The following is a 25,023-nucleotide window of genomic DNA, read 5'->3' as shown; positions in this document are numbered from 1 at the left end:
TGCCATTTTGACATAGATTGCAAAACGCACCAATAAGGTGCGTTTTGTTTGAGAGTTATGTTTAACGTCTGGCCCGGCTTCAGGGCGCTGGTGCAATAGGCGGCGTGGGCTGGGGATTGAACAGGGCTGAGTGACGATAGACATAAATGGTGCGGGGCGTACTGGTGAGTAATACCTTTTTACGCTTGTCGACGACTTGCGCTGTCAGGGTATGTTCACCCCGGTAGGGTTCCTTGATGATGAAGGTGCCATCCTTGCTGAGGCCAACCTCTCTACCATTCTGCATAAGGCGGATATAGTGTCCGTTAAGCAGCTCGGGGCTGATATTGGTTTTCACGGTGATTTCAGTGGGGTTACGCAGGTTTTCCTTTTCTTCCGGTGTCGTGATGGTTAACGCTGCGTAGTTCGGTGTTGCTGCTTCTTCTTTTCCGGTTGATCCGGATTTAGCGGGAGCCAGGGTCGGTACAATCTGTATCGGTTTCAGCTCAACGGCTTCGGCGTCTGCATCAGGTGCCGGTTCATCGGTATAAACGACAGAGCCATCTTTTTCAACGACGCGATAAATCTCCGAGTTGGCAGATGCCAGCGGTGACATGAATAATGAAAGCAGCGTGATGGCCAGCAATGCCTGCCTGAATGAGCGCATGGGATAGCCCTTGTTTTTGATTGTTATCTCAGCACATCATAACGGCTCTTCAGGGAGTTCTCCATCTTGTTAGCGACTTATACAGTGGGTCTGCTCTTGATCTATCAGAAAAAATAATGCGGATGATTATTAGAGTCCTGTTGCTTTTTCCTGTGACTTTGCACGAGTTATTGAAGGGGGAATTGTAATCATTACGATCGTTAAAAAATTCATGTCGACATTGAAATGAAAGCCATGCCTGCTGAATAAGATTTACTCAGTCGTTCGTTAACAAGATCCACTATATTTCTTACCTCATAAATTCAGGATAGAGAAACATGGCTGATCTGGGCGTGAGTTCTGTATTGCCGCCACTATTGTCTATTACCTTGGCGATCACAAGCCGGCAGGTGTATCTATCTCTGATTGCAGGTATCTGGTTTGGTCACACGATCCTGCTGGACGGTGCACTGTTCAACGGCCTGGCTCATAGCCTTGATGCAGTCATACAGGTCTTTCAATCCCCGGATGATACACGTGTTATTTTCTATACGTTTGTCATTGGCGGGTTAATTGCTATCCTGGAAGCCACAGGGGGCGTGTGCGGTTTTATCAACTGGCTGGAAAGAAGGCGTTGGGCGAATAATCGCAGGCGAGCACAATGGTTGGCCTGGTTTATTGGTATAGTCATTTTTATTGAGGCGAATTTAACGATACTGGTAGCGGGCATTGTTTCACGCCCCCTGTTTGATCGTTTTCGCTTGTCCCGGGAAAAACTGGCTTACCTCATCGATGCGACCTCCGCGCCTGTATGCATGCTGATTCCACTCAATGGCTGGGGAGCATTCAATCTGGTTCTGCTGGGCAATATGGGGGTCGCGGATCCCCTTAGCGTCTTGTTATACGCCATACCGCTCAACCTGTATGCGATTTTTTCGTTAATCCTCTCGGCCGGAGTGATACGGTTTGATTGGAACATGGGGGCGATGAAAGCGGCAGAGCAGAGAGCGGCGGGGGGGCGCGTGCTTGCACCGGGCAGGATACCGTTGATCGATCAATCCCTGTTTACCTTCGAGGAAAACGCCAGTCTGAAGCCCAGTGCTATCAGTATGCTGTTGCCGGTAGCGGTCATGCTGGTGGCGATGCCACTGGGGCTGTGGATCACCGGGCAGGGGGATTTCCTGAAAGGTTCCGGCTCTGCCAGTGTGTTGTCTGCAGCACTGGCTGCCGTCATGTTAGCCTGTCTTCTGGCGTTACTTAACCGACAATTATCGCTCACTGAGCTGACCAGTGTGTTCATGAAAGGGGCTTCGGGCATGATGCCTCTGGCGCTAATCCTGCTTTTGGCGCTGGCACTGGGGAATGCCACTCAGGCGTTGCAGACGGGGCAGTACGTTGCGGGAAAAATGGGGCATGATTTTCCAGTGGCATTGTTACTACCGCTGTTGTTCTTGTTTTCTGCGATGATCGGGTTTTCGGTTGGCTCCAGCTGGGGCACGTTCGCGATTATGATGCCCATCGCTGTTCCGCTGGCCCAGGCTGTGTCAGCGCCTCTTGCACCGTTCATCGCTGCAGTCTTATCGGGGGGCGTATTTGGTGACCATGCATCGCCTATCAGTGACACCACGATTGTTGCTTCAATGGCCTCAGCGACAGATCACATTGATCATGTACGTACCCAGTTGCCCTATGCGTTGGTGTCTGCCGGTTTGTCCCTGTTTGGTTTTGGCGTTATGGGATTCATGGTGTGAGATTGCGCAGGATTTTTTCAGGGGCAGGTAAGGGGGAAACCATACACTATGAGTCCTCCAGGCCATCACTGCGATAATGCCCAGCGTCATAACCATTTTCGGCGATAAAAAAACAGGAGTTGCAAAAGAAACAGCAAGAAGAGCACGGCGCAGAAAATAAAGAAGGCGCGTTCGTCCTGAGAGCCGGGGATACCGGCCAGGTTGACGCCGAGAAGGCCGGTCAGAAAACTCAACGGCAGGAAAATGGTTGTGAACAGGGAGAGAAGATAGACCCGCTGGTTCAAGGCATCCGACTGCAAAATCATCAGCTCTTCCTGGGTGACATTGGCGCGTTCACGGATGGCATCAAGGTCATTAATGACGTGGGTGAGCTTATCCTTGATGTCGTGTAATTTCTGACGGTCAGTCAGGCTGAGCAGGGGCGTTTCCGTGGTCATCAGTTTGATCAGGGCATCGCGTTGAGGAGCAACATAACGCCGGATATAGACAGCCTGCCGACGGATCACGGCAATATCATTGTGCAGCGCCGGATCATGCTCGGTCAGCACCCTGTCTTCAAGGTCTGTCACACTGTCATCCAGCAGGTCTATCAGGGTGATTTTATGATTTGCCAGTCGGTCACAGAGCGCGATGATAAAGCTCCCCGTGGTCTGGGGACCAAACCCCTCCTGAATATGTTTCGCAATACTGCTGACGGCAGCTATCGTCTGGTTTGAGACGGTAACAATGCTGTGTGGGGTAAAGTAGCCTCGAACTGATGTCATATCGTCTTCTTTCGGGCTTGCTTTCAGGTTGATCGCGCGCAGGGAGAGGAGTAGTCCATCCCGGGTTCGGTGTGCGCCGGTGTGCGTACGCCTGGCAAGTAATAATGATTTTGCATTATCGGGCAGGTTACTGTTATTGACCCATTCCTGAGCGTCTCGGTTCGTATAGTCCAAATGTACCCAAAGCAGACCATCGCCTGTATGCCAGTGACAGATTTGATCCGATGTCAGTGGTTGAGCATTCGATTGTCTATCCAGAATAAAACCATAAACAAAGCAATGGGACATGGCTTACCTTTCTTTCTCAGGCAATGACTAGCAACCCGGATGTTATATCCCTGCAATCATCAGCAGGCTGTGGCTAAGGGTAGCCAACATTGATGAAAGAGAAGATCAAGGCGCTGGGAGAGAATGAAAATACATAGGGCTATCAGTCTTCAGAAATCCATGAGAATAACGCTGCAATCCCCCGAGGTTAACTACTTTTAGACTGATTCGCTGTCATCTGTCGCAGGTAGCTGGGCTATTGGCAGCAGATCACCGGTATTCAGGCGACATTCTTTTTCCGTTTGATCGAGACAGGCAGTATGCAGCGGGCAGTGGTGATTGGCGGTAGTGTGGCGGGGCTGGTGGCGGCTAAAGCGATAGCGCCCTTTTTTGAGGAAGTGATCCTGCTGGAAAAGGACACGCTGAACGACGAGAACGGTCTTCATAAAGGGGTGGGGCAGGGGGCTCATGCTCACGTATTGCTGCCCAGCGGCGTTGAACTGTTGAAACAGTTGCTTGATTTACCGTCGATTGATCTGGAAGCTTTTGGGCTTGTCCCGGCAGATACTGCCAGTGAACTGAAGTGGTTCCAGTTCGGTGTGTGGAAGACCCGGTTTCATTCCGGTATCGACATGGGCTGGTGCTATCGCTCCCGGTTTGAATGGCAGGTGCGTCAATCGGTGCTGGCTGTCGACAATATCCGGATTGAAAGTCCGGCGAGAGTGACAGGCCTGTTCATGTCTGCATCAGGGCACCACGTTGCGGGTGTTTGCTACAAGGTGCCAGGCAGTGAGAATGCTGACATTACCCATAAACTGGCAGCCGAACTGGTGATTGATGCCAGTGGGCGCGGCACCCACACACCTCGATGGCTGGAGAACGCCGGTATTGCCCGTGTCGTGCAGGATGAGATCAGTGTCCAGGTTGCCTACACCACCCGTCGTTTCAGATTCCCTCCCGCAGTGTCCGATGCGCTGGATTGGAAGGTTCTGTCTATTTATGCGGAACCTCCCAATGACCGGCGGGGCGGGTTGATCTATCCCATTGGGAGCAATGAGTGGATGGCTACCCTGGTGGGAGGTGGTGGGGAAGTGGCGCCTATGGCGCTGGACGGCTATCTGGACTTTGCCCAATCCCTGCCGCAGCCGGATATCTACAGGGTGCTCAAGCAAGCCATACCGGTAGGCGAACCGTGCAGTTATCGGTGCCCTGGGAGTCTTTGGCGGCGTTATGACCGTATGGAACAATGGCCTGGCCATTTTGTTGTCATTGGTGATGCCGTATGCAGTTTTAATCCGATCTACGGACAGGGGATAACGGCGGCATTAAAAGATGTGCAGGCACTCCGAAGCGTGTTGGAAAAGTCGACTGCTGACTTATCCGCCTCCAGTATGATGCAGTTACAAAAAATGATAGCCAGGGGAAAGGCTGTTCCCTGGCACATGGCTGCCTGCCCTGATTTCATCTATCCGGAAACCCGGGGAAAGCGCCCGCTTTGTCTTGGTATGACCAATGGTTACCTCAAGGCGCTCATGAAGCTGGCAGGCAGGGACAGGGTGGTACATCAACGGTTTATTGAAGTCTTTACCTATTTGAAAAGCCCGCTGGTGCTGCTGGCGCCGGGTATTATGGTTAAGGTTCTTGGGCAGAAATTATGGGGTTAGCATCAGCGATGCCTGATGAGCGGTCAATGACTGCCAGGCGTCTGCAGTTTGATACTGCAGAAGCCTGTACCAACGGTTTATTCAACCGCAGGCAGTGGGGGCGCTTTCTTATAGCGACGAATGACCGAACCTGTGGCCACACTCACGATGGCGAGTCCCAGGGTCGCAAACGGCGCAATCATCAACACCATAGTGGTGATGCGGGCAATGTTCTCGGGCAGGAGTGTCAGCGTGTAACCGATACCTGTCAGAAGCACCACCCAGGCTGCCGCGCTGAGCCCGGCGAAACGGAAAAAGCGACTCTGGTTCTTGACCCGCAATCCCATCATTAACGGTAACAGCGATCGAACGACGGGAATGAACCGGGCAACGAACAGGGCAATCACACCATGGCGATTCAGCAAGTTATCAACGGTTTGCATCCGGTGTGCAGGCACCTTGTGCACCCAGCCTTTGACGCGTGGCAGGTGATCCAGCCATCGTCCCTGGAGGTAGGCGAACCAGCTGCCTATGGCAGCTGCCAGAATCAATAAAACTACAATGGTCTTAAAATCAATCACACCCATGGCGCCAAGGGTACCGGCCAGTATCACCACGCTGTCACAGGGCAGCGGTGCGGCAGGCAGGAAGGCACTCTCAAGCCAGATCACAAAGGTCAGGCAAACATAGATCATGACCATGCTTTCAGGGTTCTGCAGGGCGACAAAATCCTGATGCCACAGGGCTAAGAAAATAGATACAAAGGAATCAAGCATCTACGTGTACCTTGTCGTAAAGGTGGTTCAGTGACATCGTTTTCTAATAGGTGAGGGAGAAGATTCACCAGACGTGTGTCAGGGATAAAAACGTTCAGCGTCACATTTTGCAAGGGAGCTTGAGAGGGTAGGCTAACTCCCGTACGCGGTCACCGATATAGCTGTAAACCGACATACTGTGACCGGAAGCGTAATAGCAGGCTACGGATCACATGCAGGAGAGAGAGTAAGGCGCAACCACGCTGGCAGCAAGCAAAAACTACGCTTCTGACACTATTTCTGTCGACGATGCGATTTTCAGTATTGGACAGTTTTTTAAGGTGGAAGTGTTTGGATTTAGAACATGCGCTGTTTGCAAATCACTATAAATATCCGACGTGATGAATCCGTTTTTACTTTGCGGAATTCAGACAGAAGTGAGGGAGGGAACATTCCAATGGCTATTTCAACACTGAACTATAGTTGTTGTGCATGTGTCGTCCAATGGCTGGCGCTCACTTCGTGTGGAATGCGTACGTTACCATTGAGTCGTCGGTTATATTGAGGGAGAGCCTTCTTCCTGAAACATCGTGGTACTGATTATGAAGTCTCTGTATGTGTTTTCTGGTATTAGTTTGCGGATTGTTTTTTCTTTCTGCCTGTTATTGTGCTCGGCTGCATGGGGAGCAAGTGATAAATGGATTCAGGATAGAGGGTTCTTGAATACTGGCCTGGGCGATGTTTCCGGAACGGTCGACAGAATAGACCACCTGAAGGTAAGGCATAGAGTTTTTCCACAGGAGATCAGGGCAGTATTGGACAATAATTTAAATTACTTCAGGGATGGAGTCGGTGTAGAACCGGTGTCAGGTTTCCCCTATGGGAATATCGAGGTAGACAGGGAAACCGGGGAAATTATCGGTCGAAGGGACTATGTGAAAACAACATATATCTCGACCTATTTAACAATACTTCTGGAAATGTCCAAGGTGGGTGGGGAATACACAACCAAGGCCCACGAAAGAATAAAGAAAGTACTGAGTACGTTATTTACCTTGAGTGGCTGGGAGGGGCTTTTGCATGGGGGGCACTACATCCTAAAGGATTTTAAAAATGGCACGGATACGGTTTCAACCGCCAACAATTCCAAGCTGGTATTTACGTTAATGGCCATCATTGGCGCTTATAACGATTCAGAGGATCCCGTCAGGCAAGAGATTACACAGCTGGCCAGTGATTTGCTGAAAAGGCAGGCGGTAGGTTGGAGTAAATTCTATGACCCGGCTGAAGGGTTGATGCATAAAAGTTGGGATACCAAGCTTCAGAAGTTCAAACGGCATACTACCGCTTTCGTTGAGGAGGCCATGCCTGGGGTAATCGCAGGTATTTTATTGACGAAGGACCTGGGAAACGCGGCGATCCCGGAAACCGCCTTTACGCGCCTGGTGCTGGATATCACGGATTATCAACTGACAACTGGCGAGGAGATTGTTTCGTTACAGAGTGGATCAGGCGCGCTGTATTATCCAACGGTACCCATGATCTGGCTGGACCAGGAGAAATTTACAGGCGATGCCTTTCGCTATTTTAAAAACTTCGTCAGAGCACATAACGATTTCAGGAAGGCACACAATCTACCTTTCATGTTAAGCGCCTGTACCGGAATCCATGGCGGGTATTACAATTTTGGTGTACCGGCACTTTCCCTTAAAAAAGAAAACACACCGTATGATGCTGCAACGCCGAGAACGATCGGGCTAGCCTATATGGTCGATCCCGACGTGGCGATTGAGATGGCTTTAGAAGCCAGGAAAACCTTTCCCCAAATAGAGACGCCTTATGGTTGGTATGACTCCATGAATGCAGCTGGAGAGACGACAAGCACCATCAAAACCCTGGGGCAGGGATTATTGATCGGTGGCTTTCTGGCGAAGGAAACCCATAAGGATATGAAAAGGTATTTTGATGATAAGGGATGCACGAAAATCATGAACAGGCTGTATAAGAACTACAAAGACCTGAAGTAATCAACAGCCAATATAAAGGGCGATCCTAAGACGTTAACAAGACAGCAGGGAAACGCAAAAAGCGCTCTTCGCCCATTTTGGAATGCGTCCTGTTTTAAGGGGGGGAACAGGTTCGTGCTTTAGAAGAGAGAGTTGGTTAAGCTCATTTTTATATAAAAATTCGTTTGAGAAATGAGTGTTGGAGAGCGACATGGATGGTCTTGATAAACTGACTCAAAGAATTCAAAAACTAGAGAGTCGCCTGGCACATATAGAAAAGCGATTGTTTGATCAATATCCTGCCAGCCAGTCCGGATCTACCCAGGAAAAAATATCGCATGCGGAACCAACAGGGCGGGGGCAGAATAAGTCGGACTCCACCGCTGTCCAGTATGAAGACTATGGTTACGACCTCAAACTCGCTAAAACAGACGACTCGCTTGCCACAAGTAAAATCATGGCTTGGTGTGCGGGTATCACATTTATTTTGGCAGCGGTGTATTTTCTCAAGCTTGTGTATGACACCGGCTGGTTAACACCCGTTCGTCAAATCGCCATTGCGTATTTGAGCGGCATTGCACTGATTGTCGGCAGTTTTTATTTTGATAAAAAGGATAAACAGTATGCCGCTTATCTGCCGGCAGTAGGTTTGGTGGTCCTTTACCTAACGACTTTTGTCGTGCATTTGAATTACGGGTTTTATACACATGGCCCCGCAACCGCGCTGGTGGCGATGACAACCTTGCTGGGTATCTGGCTCAGCCGCCGCTTTAATAATAGTGTTTATTTGATTTTTTCAGAGATCTGTATTTATGCCAGCCCCTTTCTGATTCATTCTGATAATCCACAATTATTGGACCTGGTGATTTACTACAGTGCCTGGAGCTTATTGTTCTCGTATTGCTCTCTTCTTGACGGACGGCGTATCACTTATTTGCTGCCAATGTATCTGGCCATTTTGGGATTTGATTTGATTTGGCGCGGTGCAGGAGGTCATCAATGGCAGTTGGCAGCGGGCTACCAGCTTGTGCAGTTTGTCATTTTTGCTGGAAACACGGTGCTTTTCTCGTTATATCACAAATCACCTATAGAAAAAGATACGACACTTGCTCATGGTTTGGCGCTGTTTATTTTCTACGGTATTGAATACGCCATTCTTGCAAAGCATATTCCAGATCTGGTGAATTACTTCGCTTTGGGCAGTGGCGTACTGGTTTGGTTTTTATATTATTGTGCGAGCCGTTTCTATCAGGGTAAGGAGTCTCTGTCACAGGGCGCGGTACTGGTGAGTTATTACTGCTCATGGGTTGTTGTGCATGCGGTTTTCCTTTCTGAAATTCCGGGGATGTGGCTGCCCTGGTCAGTTTTATCGACGCCATTTATCTATGTGCTTTTGATCTCCCGATTACGGGGGAATCAGCAGGCTGCAGTCCCTGTGATGTTAGCCTGCGGTGGGTTGTTCTTACTGGGTTATGGCTTGCTGCTGCGTGATGTAGTACTGGATACAGATCTGAAAACGCCCATGCCGATCGTTGCGCTGTTTGTTTATGTTGCATTGCTGTATGGCATGTACTGGTTTGCGACTAAACGGGAACAGTTTGCGAGTAACGCTACGCTAATGCTTTATGCTGGCCATCTGGGCTTTATTGCCTGCCTGGTTGCATGGGTAAAAGAGGATATCTACTTGTCTGCCGTGTGGGCTGTGTATGGTGTTGCACTGTTGTTATTGGCCTTGATTGTTAAAGATAAAACCATTGGGAAGTCAGCACTGATTATTTTTACTGTCGCTGCTCTCAAGGTCATACTGTTTGACTTGTCTGGCGCCAATTCAATGGTGCGTGTGCTTGTACTGTTGGTCTTGAGTGTCTGCCTGTATGTGGGCGGCTTTCTTTACCAATCCGTCGTTAATGGCAAGCTGGCTGATAAAAACTGATTCATCGCGTTGTGCTGGCGGGTTCAATCAGGCGTTGATGAGCAGTGAGCATGGGATTCCTGGCTCTGGACGTTCAGAGACCAGAGATGCTTTGGCTTGTGGGGGAAAAAGAAGGTTTTGGGTTTCTTTTTCCCCATTATTCCCGGGCAAAGCAATGCAATGTTGCCGCCACGATGATTTAATGGCGGACATTGCGACAACAGGCCTGTCGCCACAATCTCGCCAATGGAATCCGAATCATGCCCATACCGGTTACCGGAAAACCCCGTAAGCACCTCTATGCGTCCGACCTGCGCGGGCTGGCCCGTCTGGCCACGGAGGCGACAACCGGTGTTACCCGGATCGTGGAAGGTGTGCATCAATCGGTTTGGCGAACACTGGGCGCGCCCAGTGGCAGCATGTCGGATAAGACCCGTGGCCTGACCGGTGGTGTTTACCAAAGTGTTTACGGTATCACCCGTCTGGTCGGCGGTAGTGTGGATGCCGCGCTGGCAAAGCTCGACCCGTATCTGGATACGCCAGATGACACCCAGGAAGGTACGTTTCAACGGGATGCCGTACTGGCTGCATTGAATGGTGTGATGGGAGATCGGCTGGTTGCCGGCCATCATCCCTTTGCCAGTGCCATGTGCCTGCGGTATCAGGGGGCAACGCTGGAGAACCAGGTGATGCCTCAGGAGTCAGGCGTCACCGGTAAGATACTGCTGCTGGTACACGGCCTGTGCATGAATGATCAACAGTGGCGTGTGCCGACTGGCATCGATGGCGTCGATCAGGGAGAAGCCCTCGCGGTCGCCCTGGGTTATACCCCGGTCTACCTGCGATACAACTCCGGTTTACATACCTCAATCAATGGTCGGGAACTGTCGTCCAGGCTGGAGCAGCTGGTCGCCCACTGGCCTAAGCCGGTTGAAGAACTGACCATCGTCGGATACAGCATGGGAGGGCTGGTCACTCGTAGTGCCTGTTACTATGGGCAGCAGGCTGCCATGCGCTGGCCGGAACACCTGAAACACATGGTATTCCTTGGCACGCCACACCATGGCGCGCCGCTCGAGAAGGCGGGCAATTGGCTGGATTCCATCCTGGGAATAACGCCCTACACGGCGCCGTTTGCCAGGCTTGTCCGGTTGCGCAGTGCCGGCATCACCGATCTGCGCCACGGCCATGTGCGCGATGAGGACTGGGAAGGACGTGACCGTTTTCACTGCAGCCACGACCCGCGAGAGGAGGTGTCGCTGCCGGAAGGGGTGGCTTGTCATTCCGTGGCGGCCACGACAGCGGCCAGGCGGAGTGTGTTGGTGGACCGCCTGATTGGTGATGGCCTGGTGCCTCTGCACAGTGCACTAGGGACGAGTGACAGGGAAGATCAATGCCTGGCCTTTGATGATGCGTCGCAGTTCATTGCCTACAGTACGAATCATATGGCGTTGCTGCATAGCGCGGAAGTCAGCCAGCAGCTGGTGCGATGGCTGACGCCGGAATAGTGTTTTTTCGAAAGACAGACTATCTGAAAGGCCCCTAAAATGGGGCCCTTTATTGTGTGTTTTCTTATGTTGTTTGTCCGTGATCCTTACCAAATTGTCAGTCAAACGTTTGGGAAAACAATGTAAAACTCAAGTGTTTAACAACATTGAAAGGATTTCGCATAATGAGTCACCCCATAACTGAAGGTCAGGGAGCACGTACAACGGATTCGATGACACAGGCTACTGCCGAAATAGCTGGAACGTCAGCAGACAGTCGTTGTGTAAGGAGTACGGAAGGGCAGCTTGCCCTTGAAGCTACCTTGCAACCACAAGCCTCCTCATCGTCCGGAATCGGAAAAAAGAGAAAAATATCAACATCGAATCCACCTGAGGAAGTTGCGTCAACAAAAGCCAGAAAGATGATGATAGAGCTGTCACTTAGAAATGGCGATAACAACATGATTCAATTTAACCCTAAGGGAATAGCCATTGAGCGCTTGCTTGATCAGTTAAATGGCTTTGAGGAAGCACTGGATGATGAAGTAGAGCCCTGTGTGTTTATACGTGAAATTAATAATGAACAGGGTGAAGTTGTCGCCAGAATAACGCTTAACGCAGCTTGTGTTGAACAATTGAAGAAAAACATGCATACATTGATTGAAATGCTGGATGCCTTTTGGACTAAGAATGCCCAGTTGAGCGTTGTCTAGGGAAACTGCGAACAAGTCCCTTTTCCCCAAAACAGTACCAGTCACACCAAGGATTACCGAAGGTGAGGGTGAACTTATTCGCACCTTCCCTAGAGCGGAAAGTGTGTTTACCAAACAGTTTCTTAGTCTTTGATTATCGGTGTATGGCTATTCAATAAAGTCACGGCATCGGAGACTGACCGTATTGAAAATGGGTGAAGTCAGGTAGGCAGTAGAGTCGCGGGTCACATTTGTAAGTATCTTGTTTTTTGCGAAAACCGATCCGGGCAATGCCCAGCCATGATGCGTGATGAGTGGGAGATTGCCCTGGAACGGTTAGTGGAGCGCGCTTAACGGCGGTGGTAGTGTTTCCGCGGTTGCAGGGCGATGGCCTGCAATGTCTGCTCCCGTGGCAACACCTGGTAGATACTGCGATAGTAGGCTGATTCAATGGCCTCTTTATTCAGAGGGCTCAAGATCACACCGATACGTTTGAGATAGGCAACCATATGACAGAGTGTCGGTTTACCCATGGTCTTTCATCCTTACACATAAAGAAAACCCTGCTTTCGCAGGGTGTCAGGCCGATTCGGGGCAATTCTTGTTGTTGACGTTTTTGTTGTTGTCAGCCCCTAAAGATGGCCATCCCTGACTGCATTATCCTCTATGAAAACTGGAATAGTATTGATCTGCGGCAAGGGTAAATACCTATTCGCGTAGGTGTAATATACGTTTCAAGGCGGTTTTCCTGAAGAAGGATGTTGGGAAGATAGTGATGGATAAGGTATGGGGCAGTAATGACGTTTTTGGTGCCAGGTCGTTCAAGAAGATGCCATGGAAAGGCTCTAGCGGTAACAGGCACAAAGCCGCTGTCCCCATTAATCTTGCAGGGAAGCAGGCGTTGATAGCCAGCATTAAGTACTGTCGGGTGAGTTGCGCTCTTTCTGAGCTGAAATCGACCAATGTTGCGATACGCATAATCCTTGCCGTTAGGCGATCGTTACCGCAGAGATAAGTCTGGTAAACACATTGCGCGATGCCGTGATATCAGGGCGTACTACTCGAATCCGTCTGGCTTTTTGGGCACAGGTATTGATCTCACCGGACAGGATAAGTTCAGAAGCCGAAAAAATAGTTCAGGACAGGTTATGTGGATCCTGATTATTATTTGTTTATATTTGGCTAGTTTTATAATCATTTATGCTTTTTAGTTGACTAGGGAAGGTGCGAATAAGTCCACCCTCACCTTCGGTAATCCTTGGTATTACTGGTACTGTTTTGGGAAAAAGGGACTTATTCGCAGTTTCCTTAGGCAAGAATAGACTTCGCAAATAAAAGCAATTGTTATAGTATGCGCCACCCCAAATTTTCCAGGTAAATCCGCTTGGTTACTCTCCCATCCAATGCTTTATACACTGACCTGTCTTGCTATTACGACTTGATGTGCGCGGACATTAACTACAAAGCACAAAGTGATTACGTACACAGGTTGCATCAATTATTCGGTAATAAGGGAAACCATCATCTGGATCTTGCGTGTGGCACAGGGCCCCATATTCGATACTTTATTGATAACGGTTACCAGTGCCGTGGTCTTGATATCAATCAGCCAATGCTTGATCTGGCTCAGTTACGCTGCCCTGAAGCCCATTTTCTGTTGCAGAATATGTGTGAGTTCAAGGTCGAACAACGCGTAGATATAATTACCTGTTTTCTCTATTCGATTCACTACAGTGATGGTGTTGAAAAGCTAAAAACCTGTATTGCCAGTGTATATACCGCATTAAATCAGGGCGGTGTATTTTGTTTCAATGCGGTGGAAAAGAATAAGATAAACAACCATTTCGTTGTCAGGCATACTGCGGACCATGATGATAGCCACTTTGTTTTCAGCTCAGGATGGAATTACTGTGGGAGTGGTGACAAACAATCGCTGAAGCTCAGTATTGAGAAAAGTAACCGGCAGGTTACGCAGTTATGGCACGATGAGCACCCGATGGTGGCGGTAAGCTTCGGTGAACTGCAGCAGCTATTATCTTCATGCTTTGACGTGTATCAGTTTGAGCACGACTACGACAAAATCCTGCCTTGGGATAAGCGGTCAGGCAATGCCATCTTTGTCTGCGTAAAAAAATAAAACAACGATAAGGCGCAAAGCTAGGCGCACTTGCTACCAGGCAAATTTCCCAGTCAATCCAACAGGCGCCTGGGAAATTTTCCGGTAGAGCCCTTGTTACATCATTCGCTATAAGCTCGGGAACCAAGCATTCGCTTCAATGTGGCATCCTTGTCGATAACATGATGTTTTAATGCGCCGGTAATATGCAGTACCACGGCACCAATGACGACATACCCCAACCAATGGTGTATAGCATGGCAGAAGGCGGCAATATCACCATTATGTGCCAGCACCTTGCCAGGGTTTTCAGGGTCAGGGTTGCGTGGCACCAGCTCAAGCCCAAACAGATCAACACCATTACCGCCAAATGCAGACATCAGCGCGCCGGAGAGGGGCATCAGCACCGTGCCAATAATGAGTATCCAGTGCATGGCCTTGGCAAGGTTCTGTTCAATGGCTTTGTATTGACTGACAGGAACCGGCCACCCATTTTTTATGCGCCAGAGCACTCTCAGTATGACAATCGAGGTAATGAGAACGCCGAATGACTTATGCCATGAATAAAGGCTGTAGGTTTCCGTTTCTACCATATAGACGCCGATAGCGAGCATGCCGATCATGCTGAGTGCCACTAGCCAGTGCAGCGCAATGGTAACGAGGCTTAACTGGTCTGGCTTATCCGGTTGCATCTTATTCTTCCTCTTTATTAGTGGCATAAACGTTTGGCATAGAGTAACTGCTTGGTAGTGAGTTTGTCGAAGCCATTCCAGTCAAAAAGTGAGCGTTACCAAGCCGAGTGCAGTACTTTTTAGAGACGTGCAGACTGTTTTTATAGGGCTTTTATAACAGTTTTCTGATTGCTTCCAGTTCGCTTGTTTGAATGGCTGGCTAGCTTGATAATTTTTCTATGATAATCAAAAATTTTTATTCAAATCGCTGTCTGTAGGGCGTTCATAGTTCAAAGAATATTACGAATATGCAAGTCACAACAAACGGTGAGTGATAGCCCCCGCAGAAAAGAGCATGAATCAACAGGTCGTGGGCACGTTAAGAATGCATATTGCTCGCCCTGTACTGTTCAGATATTGGAATGATGGCGGCTCTTGATCTCCTGGGTCGCCAGGCATCAAACGCAGTAGCTGACACGTTTACGAGACGCTGAGCACGCTGGCACAATCGACAGCAAATTTAGTCTGGTCAAGTTAGAAATTTGCCACGATCTCGTGAATCTCCAACTCTAGACAGCGGTAATCAGTTTCTCAATATAGTTCAGTGGCACGCAGGTCTCCGGGCTATCATTCACTGGGCTTCAACCCCCAAAGCCTTGACGCAGGCAGCGAAAACCAGTATTTCGCCAGTAGCCAGGGAGTGGGATGTATGAGTCCCAGCGTATCGGTTTGGCTAAAACATCCGGGTCGGATGTCCATTTTTACTGCTTCAGATCAATTACTTGAAAGTACGACATTTGTATTCTATACACTACACACTACGTCTTAAGATGTTTGTATCTTAAACCGTTTCAGGCTCGCTCAAACTGAATTCACGTAATAAGGTATGAGTATGATCTTCCCCCGATAAAATGGGCACCTGTCTACCGCCGAATTGACGACTATACCTTCCTTACGTAGTGCCTGTTGGATGTGTGGGTTCCAGTACACCCCACGATCTTTCCCATGCCAAGCATACGCTGCTCGTGGAATACATCCCTATGGACTCTCTGGAAAGGCTTTCTGTGACGCCAGGCGTAGCCCGGGGGGTACCTGATGACGCTTACATAACCAGACAATGCCAACGCGTTGTCTCTGTGCGTTTATGCAATTTCAACTAGGAGAAATAGTGATATGAGTGGCGATATTATTAAGGTTTCAAGAAATACTGAAAATGCACCTATCAGTCCTGTCTCTACACAAACGGTTGCTTTTTCTCATTACAATAATATTTCAGCTCAATTACCTGTAGACCCTAGAACGGGTGACGTTGTAGCGGGTGGTGTTAAAGAGCAGGCAATGCAGTGCCTGGAAAATATTAAAGCCATTGTTGAAAGTATCGACCATGTAATGGACGATGTTGTTAAAATCAATGTCTTCCTCAAGAACATTTCAGATGTCGACGTTGTAGACGAAGTTTACGCAACATTTTTCAAAAACTATTTCCCTACACGGACGACTCTCGCAGTTGCCGCTTTGCCTCTGGAAGGTGCGCTGGTACAAATTGATGCCATTATTTCCAACGGTGAAGGTACACCTTCACAGGCACCTTGCGATCTCGTAAAAGTGGCTAAAAATACTGAAAATGCGCCTATTAGTTCTGTCTCTACGCAAACTGTCGCATTTTCTCATTACAACAATATCTCCGCTCAATTACCGGTCGATCCTAAAACCGGAAAAATGGTTGCCGGTGGTGTTAAAGAGCAAGCAGGCCAGTGCCTGAGAAACATCAAAAACATTCTGGAAAGTATTGACGTTCCTTTTGACGATATCGTTAAAATCAATATCTTCCTGAAAAACGCCGCTGATATTGACGCCGTAAACGAAGTTTACACCACCTTTTTCCCAGACTCCGCTATCGCCAGAACCGTAGGCTATGTGCCTGCACGCTCCACCGTGGCAACTTCCGGTTTGCCAATGGATGCACTGGTACAGATTGATGCAGTTGTGTCTCACGGAGACGGTACTCCTCCGCAGGAAGTGGAAGATCGTCACGGCATCGTCATCAGAGCAAATAATACAGATAATGCACCCAAGAGCCCGCTCTACACACAAACCGTTGCATTTTCTCATTACAACCACATTGCCGCTCAATTACCGGTAGATCCTAAAACCAGCAAGCTGGTTGATGGTGGTGCAAAAGAGCAGGCTGGACAATGTCTGACCAACATCAAGGCCATTGTAGAAAGCATCGGCCACGTGATGGACGATGTTGTGAAAATCAATGTTCAGGTTAAAAATATCACTGATGTTGATGCTGTAAACGAAATTTACACAACCTTCTTCAAGCGCGATCTTCCTGCAAGAACCACCATTGGTGTTTCCGCTATTCCTATGGATGCCCTGGTGCAAATCGATGCCGTTATTTCTAACGGTGAAGGTACTCCGCCAAACGCATAATGGGTAGCTAATTCCCGTTATATGACACCCCAGTTTTTGTAAGCTTAATTCAGTTTACAGTGGCTGGGGTCTTTTTTTGTTAGCGGTAAGTTGCTTTTCCAGTTTTGTGATTTTTCAGGAATGTGCTTATATCTAATGCTAGTAATCCTGCAGTTTGAATAGCCTAAAGGGAATACATAGGGGAGTAATTCCTTTTTCACGCAATCAGTATTTTTGTGTTGCATGTGATTTTTACATTTTTTAGATCTTGTCCAGTTGCTCCAGCCCTCTTGCAGTCAGAATCTTATTAATACCTTGAACGGTTGAAGCTTGCGACATTATGTCTGCTTGCTGCTGTCCGATAGTCATGTTGCTAGTTGGAGATATTCTATCCCTAACAGATGTGAGTTTTTTTGGTTTAGCTACTAAAGACAAGCTGTTAATTGTAATATCTGACTTTATATTTAATGAGCTGTAAATTAACGGGTCGCTAGTACTGTTAATGATTTTTCCATTGTTCATTGCACACTCCATTATTCACCTTGTTTATATATGTGGAGATTAAATAGCACTCTTTAACACATTGATGATTATGCAGTGTAAACTTTAGAACATATTGTAAAATAAATAAAATAACCCAGTATAGTTGTTGTCAATAACGCAATGATTTCTAATAATCGTTGGAAAGTATTATTTTTTGATTCAGGGTTTAGAGACTAAGCGATTGTTATTTTATCTCTAGGGGATGTCATTTACGATGATTTTTTGGGGGCGTGTTTAATATTTAAAGTCTGCTTGATTATATTCGCTCCAGGGATATTCATCGTCTTTGTTTTTTGTATCTGCTACGATAACAAGTAAGCGTTTTTCTACCATTCCCATAAGCATCAATTGAGTTAAAATCCTGTTGGGAGGGTCTAACAAAAAAGTCTGTATCCAAATCAATCAATTTATTTGCATTCTTCAAAAATTCCACTATCCCATACTGCGATTAGCTTTCTGAAATTCTCGGCATATTCAACGGTGTCAAGGCACTGTGCCTAGTGGCATTTTTGAATAGATTGCTCAAGCCGAGCCAAATCCAGCAGTGGACATTGGTTAGCTACTGAGAATGTATAGTTTGCTGATAGCATAGGTGAACTGGCTGGAAGTTTACCTACGCTACGACTATTGATAGGGGTATCACGCTTCCATGTGGGTGGAGCAAGTTGCATAGAAAAATAGAGTCCGACTGACGCCAACCCAGTCGCAAGAATATACCAAAGTGAAACCCCACAGACTCTCGTGTTTGTACGTTTACGTGAAAGTTCTGATTTGAGTGGGTTTTCTGATTTCGATTCCTTTCCCAAGTTAACACGCATGTGAGTTGAATCCATTTAAAATATCCCTTTTTTTGGGTTTGTCCTACCACTTGACATAATTTTTTATAAAAGTTCCGATATGCGTTAGGCGCTTTGTTGCAAGAATTAGAACCAATGAATCATGTCAGTAATAGATAAAAACAGGAGAAGTTAAATTTTGTATTGGCTCCGATGAGCGCATATACAATAACCTCGAAGGGGTATTTTTTCGAAATGAACGCATGGTCTAATTAACGTACGATTTCTTAAAAAATACAGTGTCTTGGATGTAACCATCATTTGCTAACCAAAGTTGTTAGGTTTGATGGGAATTTTTATGCTGCTCTTCGGACAAATAAAAATGAATTATTTTTTGGGAGAGAAAAATGTTAACGGCATCTGGAAGTTTTAGTTATCAGCCATCTAGGCATCTTGCATTTACTCGGATAAGACCTGGCAGTGATGAGGGGGGGGAAGCCAACCCTGAAAGTGAAAGCAGTGATGATGTTTCTGTTCAGGCAGCGATACGGCGACGCCGATCACCGCAGAAAGGGTATTGTGTAGAGCCACCCTTGCAAACCGTTGCCAATCTTTCGAGAGCTAGTGATAAAAGTGTTAGAGACCGATATGTTGAACTGCTGAACTCGCAGAAAGTATTAGGAATTGGTCTTGGTATTAGTAGTGCACCTCTGAGTTTTGGTGATGAAATACATTCTGTAAGAATGATGCGTAATTTGGTGGCTGAGACTCATTATGAAGGAGATGTCATGATGGTTTACTCCTGTCCTTGCTGCGAGGAAACCTTAAAGATACTGTTTAAGGAGGAGTATTCTGATGCAGACAATATTGTCATAAGTGAAGATTTTAATCTGAAAGAAACTTCTGACTGGGAGGAGCATGTGCGAAAAAAAATGGAGGTTGTGTTACCTGATATTAAGTTTGGTGAAGGACAGAGGGAGGGCGTTATTGATTGTGCGTTGTCTGGATATGCGAATAACATTAAATTGTATCATTTGTATGATTTGTTAGTCTCAGCGGAGTCAAGAATCGAATTTTGGAATCATGAGATAACTCTTTTTTTTAGTGGGATAGCTCCCCAGCAGTTTCAGTGTCTTCTTATGACGGGTCTCATAGGTTGTCATTTATCATTAACTCCTTACAAGTGGTCACTTATAGATAGAGCAATCTGGTATAGAAATGACGAACGTTTTAAAAAAGTTGAATTCGGGCACTATGAAATAAATGTCAGTGAAGTTAAAAGGGAAGCGTGTAGATATGTGAGTGATGCTGCATTGATTGTTAGTGGGCAAACGACTCTTGAGCAAATAGCTGAATTGAAGTTTGGTGGTGATTATGTTGAGGCTCTGAAACATGAGATTCAAAGTCAAATTTCATCCACTGAATTAGTTACGCCGCTAACTAACTGTCTAAAACGGGTTCGTGAAGGAGCGGTTAACTTATTTGTAATATACGGTCTTCGTCATGACATGTTTAGAGCATCAAAGTGTTCATTGGTTTCTGTTTTTATGAAATCGCTTGGAGAAACTTTTTTTTATAATGAGCAAAAACAAAAAAATATACAGACGATTGTTTTTGTATTAAATGAGCTTAGCAATGAAGAATTATCTTTGATTAATAAAGCTGTGCCGGAAGGAATGTTTTTTGACTGTATTTCATCGTTGTCAGACTTATTGTTTGAAGCATTTATTGAAAACTCGCGTTTGGTTATCACAGAGGGGGCAAATACTGTAGCTGCCTGTCTTGTGAAGGGGAAGCAATATGTCTCCTTGGGTTCTAAGGATAGCACTAGGATAGATCTTGCATCGAAAACGAATGTATCCCCCCTAACAGAGTTGCCTCAATCGTATGCTTTAACGGGTAGCCAGAAAGAAACGATGATAATGAATCTTGCCAGTCAGTGTATGCGTAGTAATGTCACAGTGGCTAACTTAACGAGCTGTTGGGAGATTGGGCATTATTTAGGTGGGTTAAAAAATGGTTTTATTGGATTGTTTACAGAATGTTATTTTCAATGTCAGAGTAGCTGTCCAAGTGTGAAGATGATTGCGAATATTGAAGTTATTGGTACTATGGTATTTGGTGTTTCTGGGTGTGCTAAATCAATTGCTCCATTCCTGCATCATAACGTCAAAGAGGGTAACCTGTCATTTCTACAGGCCATAAGGCTTTTGAAACTGCAGCCATTAAGTGAATTAGAGTGTCAGCAGATACTGACTCGAATAATGGATAATCACTATTTATCCCCGGAGGGGTGTGTCAGAAGATTCTTTGACCTTTCTGCTCAACAATATAGAGCAAATATAGCCTATGATATGGTGAAAGGTGCTTTGCACAGTTTGTATGAGTCCCTTGAAGAAAGGCTTACCGTGCTGCGAATCGAGGAGGGAACTGCTGTTTAATGATAAAATGGATATCAAAATACCCCAGTCCTACTGGCAGTAACGTTAATCGATAGTCTCAACAGACATGATTTGATTAACTATTCATCATTTCGGGATGGACGCAGATCAAGTTCGGTATAAGAAAGTGACTATTTATTGTGAGTCTTAACGTGTTTTTTTAGATGGTCAGATCTGTCACTTTTATAATCACAGAAAGGACAATGATATTTATTGAATAGCTTACGCTGTTCTTTTGTCATATGAATTCGGCTGTGCCGACGCAGTGTATCGACTCGATCTGTGGTGAAAGGACAATTGATGCAACGCAATTGCTTTTTTAGTTGTGGCTTATAATCCAAGCCTACACTGTGGCGCTGCAGTAAATGGTATCGATAGCGGCGCCTTGATCGCCCGTCAAAACCGCAGATCCTGCATGTGAATTCATCTGTTTCAACATCGGTTTTCGATGGGGCTGGATGGCTATCCACACTGGATGAATGTTCGGTTGAATCATTCGATTGATCGCTGGAACTGGTGTTTTGAATAAGGGGGGCTGTCTGATCAGTCACTGGGTATGAACATGAAGGTGTAGGGTCAACACTGCCTGTCTGGGTATGAGATTGATTTGATGAAGATGTTGCTGGAGGCGTTCTTGAAACACCATCAGCAGATAATTGTTCCAGTGGTGCATGTGATGCCGGACTTTGAAACGGGAGTAATACGTTTGGGTCGTAAGGTACTAAAAGTTCGTGAGGTTCATCCTCCTCCTGCGCTATTAACCCTCTGTCACTGACCCATCTTTTAGGTGTTGAGGATGTTGTATCCAGAGCCAGGTGAGTTGCCGACTCCGCTTGCGTGACCTGCCAATATAAGTATTCGAGGCTTGGTTGCATTATCTCATGAGTTGTAGCAACCGCGGTTATCTCATCAAGGAAGTGGGTGTTTGGCAGCATGCTTGAGTCATTTTGAGAATGGTAACATCCAGTTATGACAGGGTCATCTCCTGTCAGTTCAACGAGGGTTAGCACCATTGTCAACGTGGTTCAATGCGCAGGAGATGAAATTCCGGCAGAGTCCACTGAGTAAGGTCAGCTGCTGGATGGTCTATTTATTGAGCTGCATGGGAAGATAATTAGATAGTCCGCAGAATGCTTTAGCCCGTTGGGCTTATGTAACATCGGTATGGGTAACAATGCCGGTACCAAGGTACCTTTTGTGATGTAAATCAATTATGCATATGCCGTGTTGTGGTTGAATCAGCGCGTCTCGTATTACCCGCAACTTACTACGTTAAATTCCTGACCGAACGACACCAGGGTTGTGTCATGGTGAGTCCTGTTTGGGTGCCTCGGAGTTTGCTGCGGGGCGTACCTTTAATGCTATGCATCGGTGATTCTGAAAAGTAGCCCCGGGACTAATAATCTGGCTGCTTTTGTCGTGCATCATGTTTAATAATGGATTTTGATCAATGTTCAAACACAGCCTCTTATGTGCAGCGATTGCTACGGCCTTGTTTTCAATGCAGGCACAGGCCGCCCCTGATATCTCACTTCAGAAAATAGATTCCGCGACGGCTGTGTCATCGAACAGTTGGTTGGAAATCAACCTGACACAATTCCAGAAGAATATTGATGACGTTAAAGCAAAAATCCAGTCTGACACCAAAATCTGCGCCATCATGAAGGCTGATGCCTACGGCAATGGTATTGCGGGTTTAATGCCAACCATCCTGGAAAATGACATTCCTTGTATTGGTGTTACCAGTAATTCTGAATTGTTTGTGGTGCGTGAAAACGGGTTTACCGGTGCCTTGGCTCGGGTGCGTTCTGCGCCGATTTCGGAAATTGAAAAAACCATCGCGTTAGATGTCGAAGAACTGGTGGGTGATCTTGACCATGCTAGACAGCTGGCAGCGCTTGCCAAAAAATACAATAAAACCATTAAAGTGCACCTGGCGCTTAACCATGGCGGCATGAGCCGTAATGGTACAGACAGCATCGAAGAGGCTGTTCAAATTGCACAGGTACCGGGCATTGAGGTTGTGGGTATTATGACGCACTTCCCAAGCTATGACCGGCAGGATGTACTGACCAAAGCTAAAGCCTTTGAAAAGGATGCGTTGGACATTATCAAGCAGGCGGGTCTGAAGCGTGAAGATGTGACCCTTCATGCAGCCAACTCTTATGTAACGCTTAACGTACCGGAAGCCCACTTTGATATGGTGCGACCGGGCGGTGTGTTGTACGGCGACCAACCAACGAACCCGGAATTCCTGCCCATCTTCTCGTTCAAGACCAAGGTTGCGTCGCTGATGGATTTTCCCAAGGATGCGACGGTTGGCTATGATTCCACGGTTAAACTGACCCGTAACTCGGTATTGGCTAACCTGCCGGTGGGTTACAGTGATTCTTATCCTCGCAAGATGGGGAATAACGCTGACGTCCTGATCAATGGCCAGCGCGCCAAGGTCAAGGGTGTGATCTCAATGAACACCACCATGATTGACGTGACGGACATTGAAGGGGTTAAACCCGGCGATGAAGTCGTTTTGTTTGGTGTACAAAACAAAGATGCCATTCTCAGTTCAGAATGGGAGAAGCATGCGGATGTGATCCTCCCTGAAATCTATACTCAGTGGGGGCAAACCAACGACAAGGTGTATGTTAACTAAGCAATGTATGAATCCGCTGTGTCTGCCGCGGTGTAGACATCACGTGATGAGCTGATATTTCTTGCAAGAGGTACCGGTAGGGGGCGCTATCGGTACCTGCTTTGGCCTATTTTTCTGTCATGCGGCAGAGTCTCGTCATGACATGGCGAAAAATTTCTTGCGTTTACCCATCATGTTTTTTGCTTGCTCTATTTGTGTGGTTTAAACAGCGAATAAAGGCACACGTTTGCAAATATCACTACAGATTATAATCTATCTTGAATGCGTATTGTGGTGAGAGGTTTGCTGAATATTAATGGTCCATTAAATACGATAGTGGTATCTGAACCAGAAAATGTTAGGTCTCTTCGTTCAACTTTTAGGGTGAGTATCGGGCGTAGATCGTTAATATTACGATTAAATTGGATTGTTGAATCGTGTGCTGCTTTAATGGCCGATTGGTTGTTTGTACTTTTCTCATGCTCAAGTGTTTCATCTAAACATGCAGCAATATTCGATGCGTTTACAACGTATGAAAAATTTTTGCCAAAAAGCTCTTTTATCGGACGCATGGCATTTTCTTTGCTCCAGTCTGCCGGGTGAAAATGGAAGTTGTTGGCCATAAATGCTTTTAACTTTAAAAAGCATGCATCATTTCTCAATATGTCATTAAAAAAGTCAGTCTGGCTTTTGGGCTCATAATACTGATCTAGCCTTGTGGTTTTTCTTTCGGCAGTGGGTAAATGATAATAATCCCTTGATGGGACACTTATCCATCGATGATCGGTTCTATCGTCATCATCACAAATTGATGCGGCAAGTCGGCCTTCAGGGGCGATTTTTCCAGGGTTGCGTGGATCAATAGAATGAATATTGTCAACATTTCTCAGAAAAGCACTTTTTGTTTCAGCCTGTTGAAAGCAGCATGCTAATGCTTTCCAAGCCTGTTGGCAGTCATAGCTGTTATCTGAAACGACCAGTTGTATATTTTTTTCAGGGTATTTTTGGATCATTTCCATACAGTGTCGCAGGCAGGCAAAACCTCCTGTGTACACTAAGGCGATGTCATTGGCTTTTGAAAAAGAATCTATCAGACATTGGTGTCGATCAATGAGGCCGCAGAGTCTGAGTTTAGGATCATTGCCTGTTAGAAATAAAGGGTATCGTGTCTGCTTAGGATCTATTACCTGGCTAGGGCTTGCTACGAGTGTACTGTCTTGATGAGGGCGCTTGTTGGCAAGGGTCGAGTTGGATGGTGTATGTGGCCGGATATTTATATTATTAAGCTTTCGTTTGAAAGAATAAAACGCGAAAGTGTATTTGTTTTGTGTGGTTGAGATATAGGATACAGCGTCATGTACTGTGACTTGATAGCGACCCAGTATGCCATTAAAGAACCTGATTACCACTGTGGCTCAGCCAGCTTGAGAAGCCTTGCTGGCATGGGGCAGGTTCGCGCAGCCATGTAACCCAGCCTTGATACCATCGCCTTCAAATCAAAGCGCCGGTTAAATCGATAACAGT

At 46.8% G+C, this 25,023-nt stretch carries 18 protein-coding genes and 1 pseudogene; 10 read left to right on the top strand and 9 right to left on the bottom strand.

Annotation, left to right across the window (positions count from 1 at the left end; genetic code table 11):
* Positions 1–79: 79 nt before the first annotated feature.
* On the bottom strand, positions 80–646 hold the full coding sequence (locus tag KHS78_RS18815; RefSeq protein WP_211830256.1) for a DUF4124 domain-containing protein: 567 nt from the start codon (positions 644–646) through the stop codon (positions 80–82).
* 317 nt (positions 647–963) lie between these two features.
* Between KHS78_RS18815 and KHS78_RS18810 the strand changes: the two genes are divergently transcribed.
* The gene (locus KHS78_RS18810) at positions 964–2,376 is read left to right on the top strand and encodes a Na+/H+ antiporter NhaC family protein (RefSeq protein ID WP_211830254.1); all 1,413 of its coding nucleotides are present in this window, start codon (positions 964–966) and stop codon (positions 2,374–2,376) included.
* Between the two features lie 86 nt (positions 2,377–2,462).
* On the opposite strand, the gene KHS78_RS18805 is transcribed toward KHS78_RS18810, so the two are convergent.
* A complete protein-coding gene (locus tag KHS78_RS18805) occupies positions 2,463–3,428 on the bottom strand; it encodes a zinc transporter ZntB (RefSeq protein WP_211830252.1) in 966 nt (321 codons plus the stop codon).
* A gap of 299 nt (positions 3,429–3,727) precedes the next feature.
* On the opposite strand from KHS78_RS18805, the gene KHS78_RS18800 reads away from it, so the two are divergent.
* Positions 3,728–5,071, top strand: a complete 1,344-nt coding sequence (locus tag KHS78_RS18800) for an FAD-dependent oxidoreductase (protein WP_211830250.1) — start codon at positions 3,728–3,730, stop codon at positions 5,069–5,071.
* A 77-nt stretch (positions 5,072–5,148) separates the two neighbouring features.
* Here the strand turns inward: KHS78_RS18800 and KHS78_RS18795 are convergent, their stop codons facing one another.
* Positions 5,149–5,826, bottom strand: a complete 678-nt coding sequence (locus tag KHS78_RS18795) for a DedA family protein (RefSeq protein ID WP_211830248.1) — start codon at positions 5,824–5,826, stop codon at positions 5,149–5,151.
* A gap of 581 nt (positions 5,827–6,407) precedes the next feature.
* Here KHS78_RS18795 and KHS78_RS18790 point away from each other — a divergent pair.
* From KHS78_RS18790 to KHS78_RS18775, 4 genes are all read left to right on the top strand, one after another.
* Positions 6,408–7,832 carry a hypothetical protein gene (locus KHS78_RS18790; protein WP_211830246.1) on the top strand — a complete coding sequence of 475 codons (1,425 nt, stop codon included), beginning with the start codon at positions 6,408–6,410 and terminating at the stop codon, positions 7,830–7,832.
* A gap of 190 nt (positions 7,833–8,022) precedes the next feature.
* Positions 8,023–9,744, top strand: coding sequence for a DUF2339 domain-containing protein (locus KHS78_RS18785; protein ID WP_211830244.1), 1,722 nt, complete (start codon positions 8,023–8,025; stop codon positions 9,742–9,744).
* Between the two features lie 239 nt (positions 9,745–9,983).
* A complete protein-coding gene (locus KHS78_RS18780) occupies positions 9,984–11,231 on the top strand; it encodes an esterase/lipase family protein (protein ID WP_211830242.1) in 1,248 nt (415 codons plus the stop codon).
* A gap of 164 nt (positions 11,232–11,395) precedes the next feature.
* Positions 11,396–11,923 (top strand): hypothetical protein, encoded by a 528-nt coding sequence (locus KHS78_RS18775; RefSeq protein WP_211830241.1) that lies wholly within the window; start codon positions 11,396–11,398, stop codon positions 11,921–11,923.
* A 329-nt stretch (positions 11,924–12,252) separates the two neighbouring features.
* Here KHS78_RS18775 and KHS78_RS18770 read toward each other — a convergent pair whose 3' ends face one another.
* On the bottom strand, positions 12,253–12,435 hold the full coding sequence (locus tag KHS78_RS18770; protein WP_211830239.1) for a hypothetical protein: 183 nt from the start codon (positions 12,433–12,435) through the stop codon (positions 12,253–12,255).
* A gap of 908 nt (positions 12,436–13,343) precedes the next feature.
* Between KHS78_RS18770 and KHS78_RS18765 the strand changes: the two genes are divergently transcribed.
* A complete protein-coding gene (locus KHS78_RS18765; RefSeq protein ID WP_211830237.1) occupies positions 13,344–14,039 on the top strand; it encodes a class I SAM-dependent DNA methyltransferase in 696 nt (231 codons plus the stop codon).
* A 101-nt stretch (positions 14,040–14,140) separates the two neighbouring features.
* Here KHS78_RS18765 and KHS78_RS18760 read toward each other — a convergent pair whose 3' ends face one another.
* Entirely contained in the window at positions 14,141–14,710 is a 570-nt protein-coding gene (locus KHS78_RS18760) for a cytochrome b (RefSeq protein WP_211830235.1), read from the bottom strand.
* 1,152 nt (positions 14,711–15,862) lie between these two features.
* Here KHS78_RS18760 and KHS78_RS18755 point away from each other — a divergent pair.
* Positions 15,863–17,128 (top strand): RidA family protein, encoded by a 1,266-nt coding sequence (locus tag KHS78_RS18755; RefSeq protein WP_211830233.1) that lies wholly within the window; start codon positions 15,863–15,865, stop codon positions 17,126–17,128.
* 240 nt (positions 17,129–17,368) lie between these two features.
* Here the strand turns inward: KHS78_RS18755 and KHS78_RS18750 are convergent, their stop codons facing one another.
* Entirely contained in the window at positions 17,369–17,629 is a 261-nt protein-coding gene (locus KHS78_RS18750) for a RebB family R body protein (RefSeq protein ID WP_211830231.1), read from the bottom strand.
* Between the two features lie 1,204 nt (positions 17,630–18,833).
* Between KHS78_RS18750 and KHS78_RS18745 the strand changes: the two genes are divergently transcribed.
* On the top strand, positions 18,834–20,867 hold the full coding sequence (locus tag KHS78_RS18745; protein ID WP_211830229.1) for a hypothetical protein: 2,034 nt from the start codon (positions 18,834–18,836) through the stop codon (positions 20,865–20,867).
* A 131-nt stretch (positions 20,868–20,998) separates the two neighbouring features.
* Here KHS78_RS18745 and KHS78_RS18740 read toward each other — a convergent pair whose 3' ends face one another.
* Positions 20,999–21,802: a C2H2-type zinc finger protein gene (locus tag KHS78_RS18740; RefSeq protein ID WP_211830227.1), complete on the bottom strand. Its 804-nt coding sequence runs from the start codon at positions 21,800–21,802 to the stop codon at positions 20,999–21,001.
* A 515-nt stretch (positions 21,803–22,317) separates the two neighbouring features.
* On the opposite strand from KHS78_RS18740, the gene alr reads away from it, so the two are divergent.
* The gene (gene alr, locus KHS78_RS18735; protein ID WP_211830226.1) at positions 22,318–23,520 is read left to right on the top strand and encodes an alanine racemase; all 1,203 of its coding nucleotides are present in this window, start codon (positions 22,318–22,320) and stop codon (positions 23,518–23,520) included.
* 245 nt (positions 23,521–23,765) lie between these two features.
* Here alr and KHS78_RS18730 read toward each other — a convergent pair whose 3' ends face one another.
* Both KHS78_RS18730 and KHS78_RS18725 read right to left on the bottom strand, forming a co-directional pair.
* A complete protein-coding gene (locus KHS78_RS18730; RefSeq protein WP_211830225.1) occupies positions 23,766–24,518 on the bottom strand; it encodes a hypothetical protein in 753 nt (250 codons plus the stop codon).
* Positions 24,519–24,901: 383 nt separating this feature from the next.
* Positions 24,902–25,023 (bottom strand): annotated as a pseudogene (locus KHS78_RS18725) (IS1595 family transposase); the annotation flags it as partial.

This window comes from Kistimonas asteriae (genome assembly GCF_018263925.1).
GTDB lineage: Bacteria > Pseudomonadota > Gammaproteobacteria > Pseudomonadales > Endozoicomonadaceae > Kistimonas > Kistimonas asteriae.
Note: the sequence above shows the minus strand (reverse complement) of the source record. Positions and strands in the feature narration are given on the sequence as shown.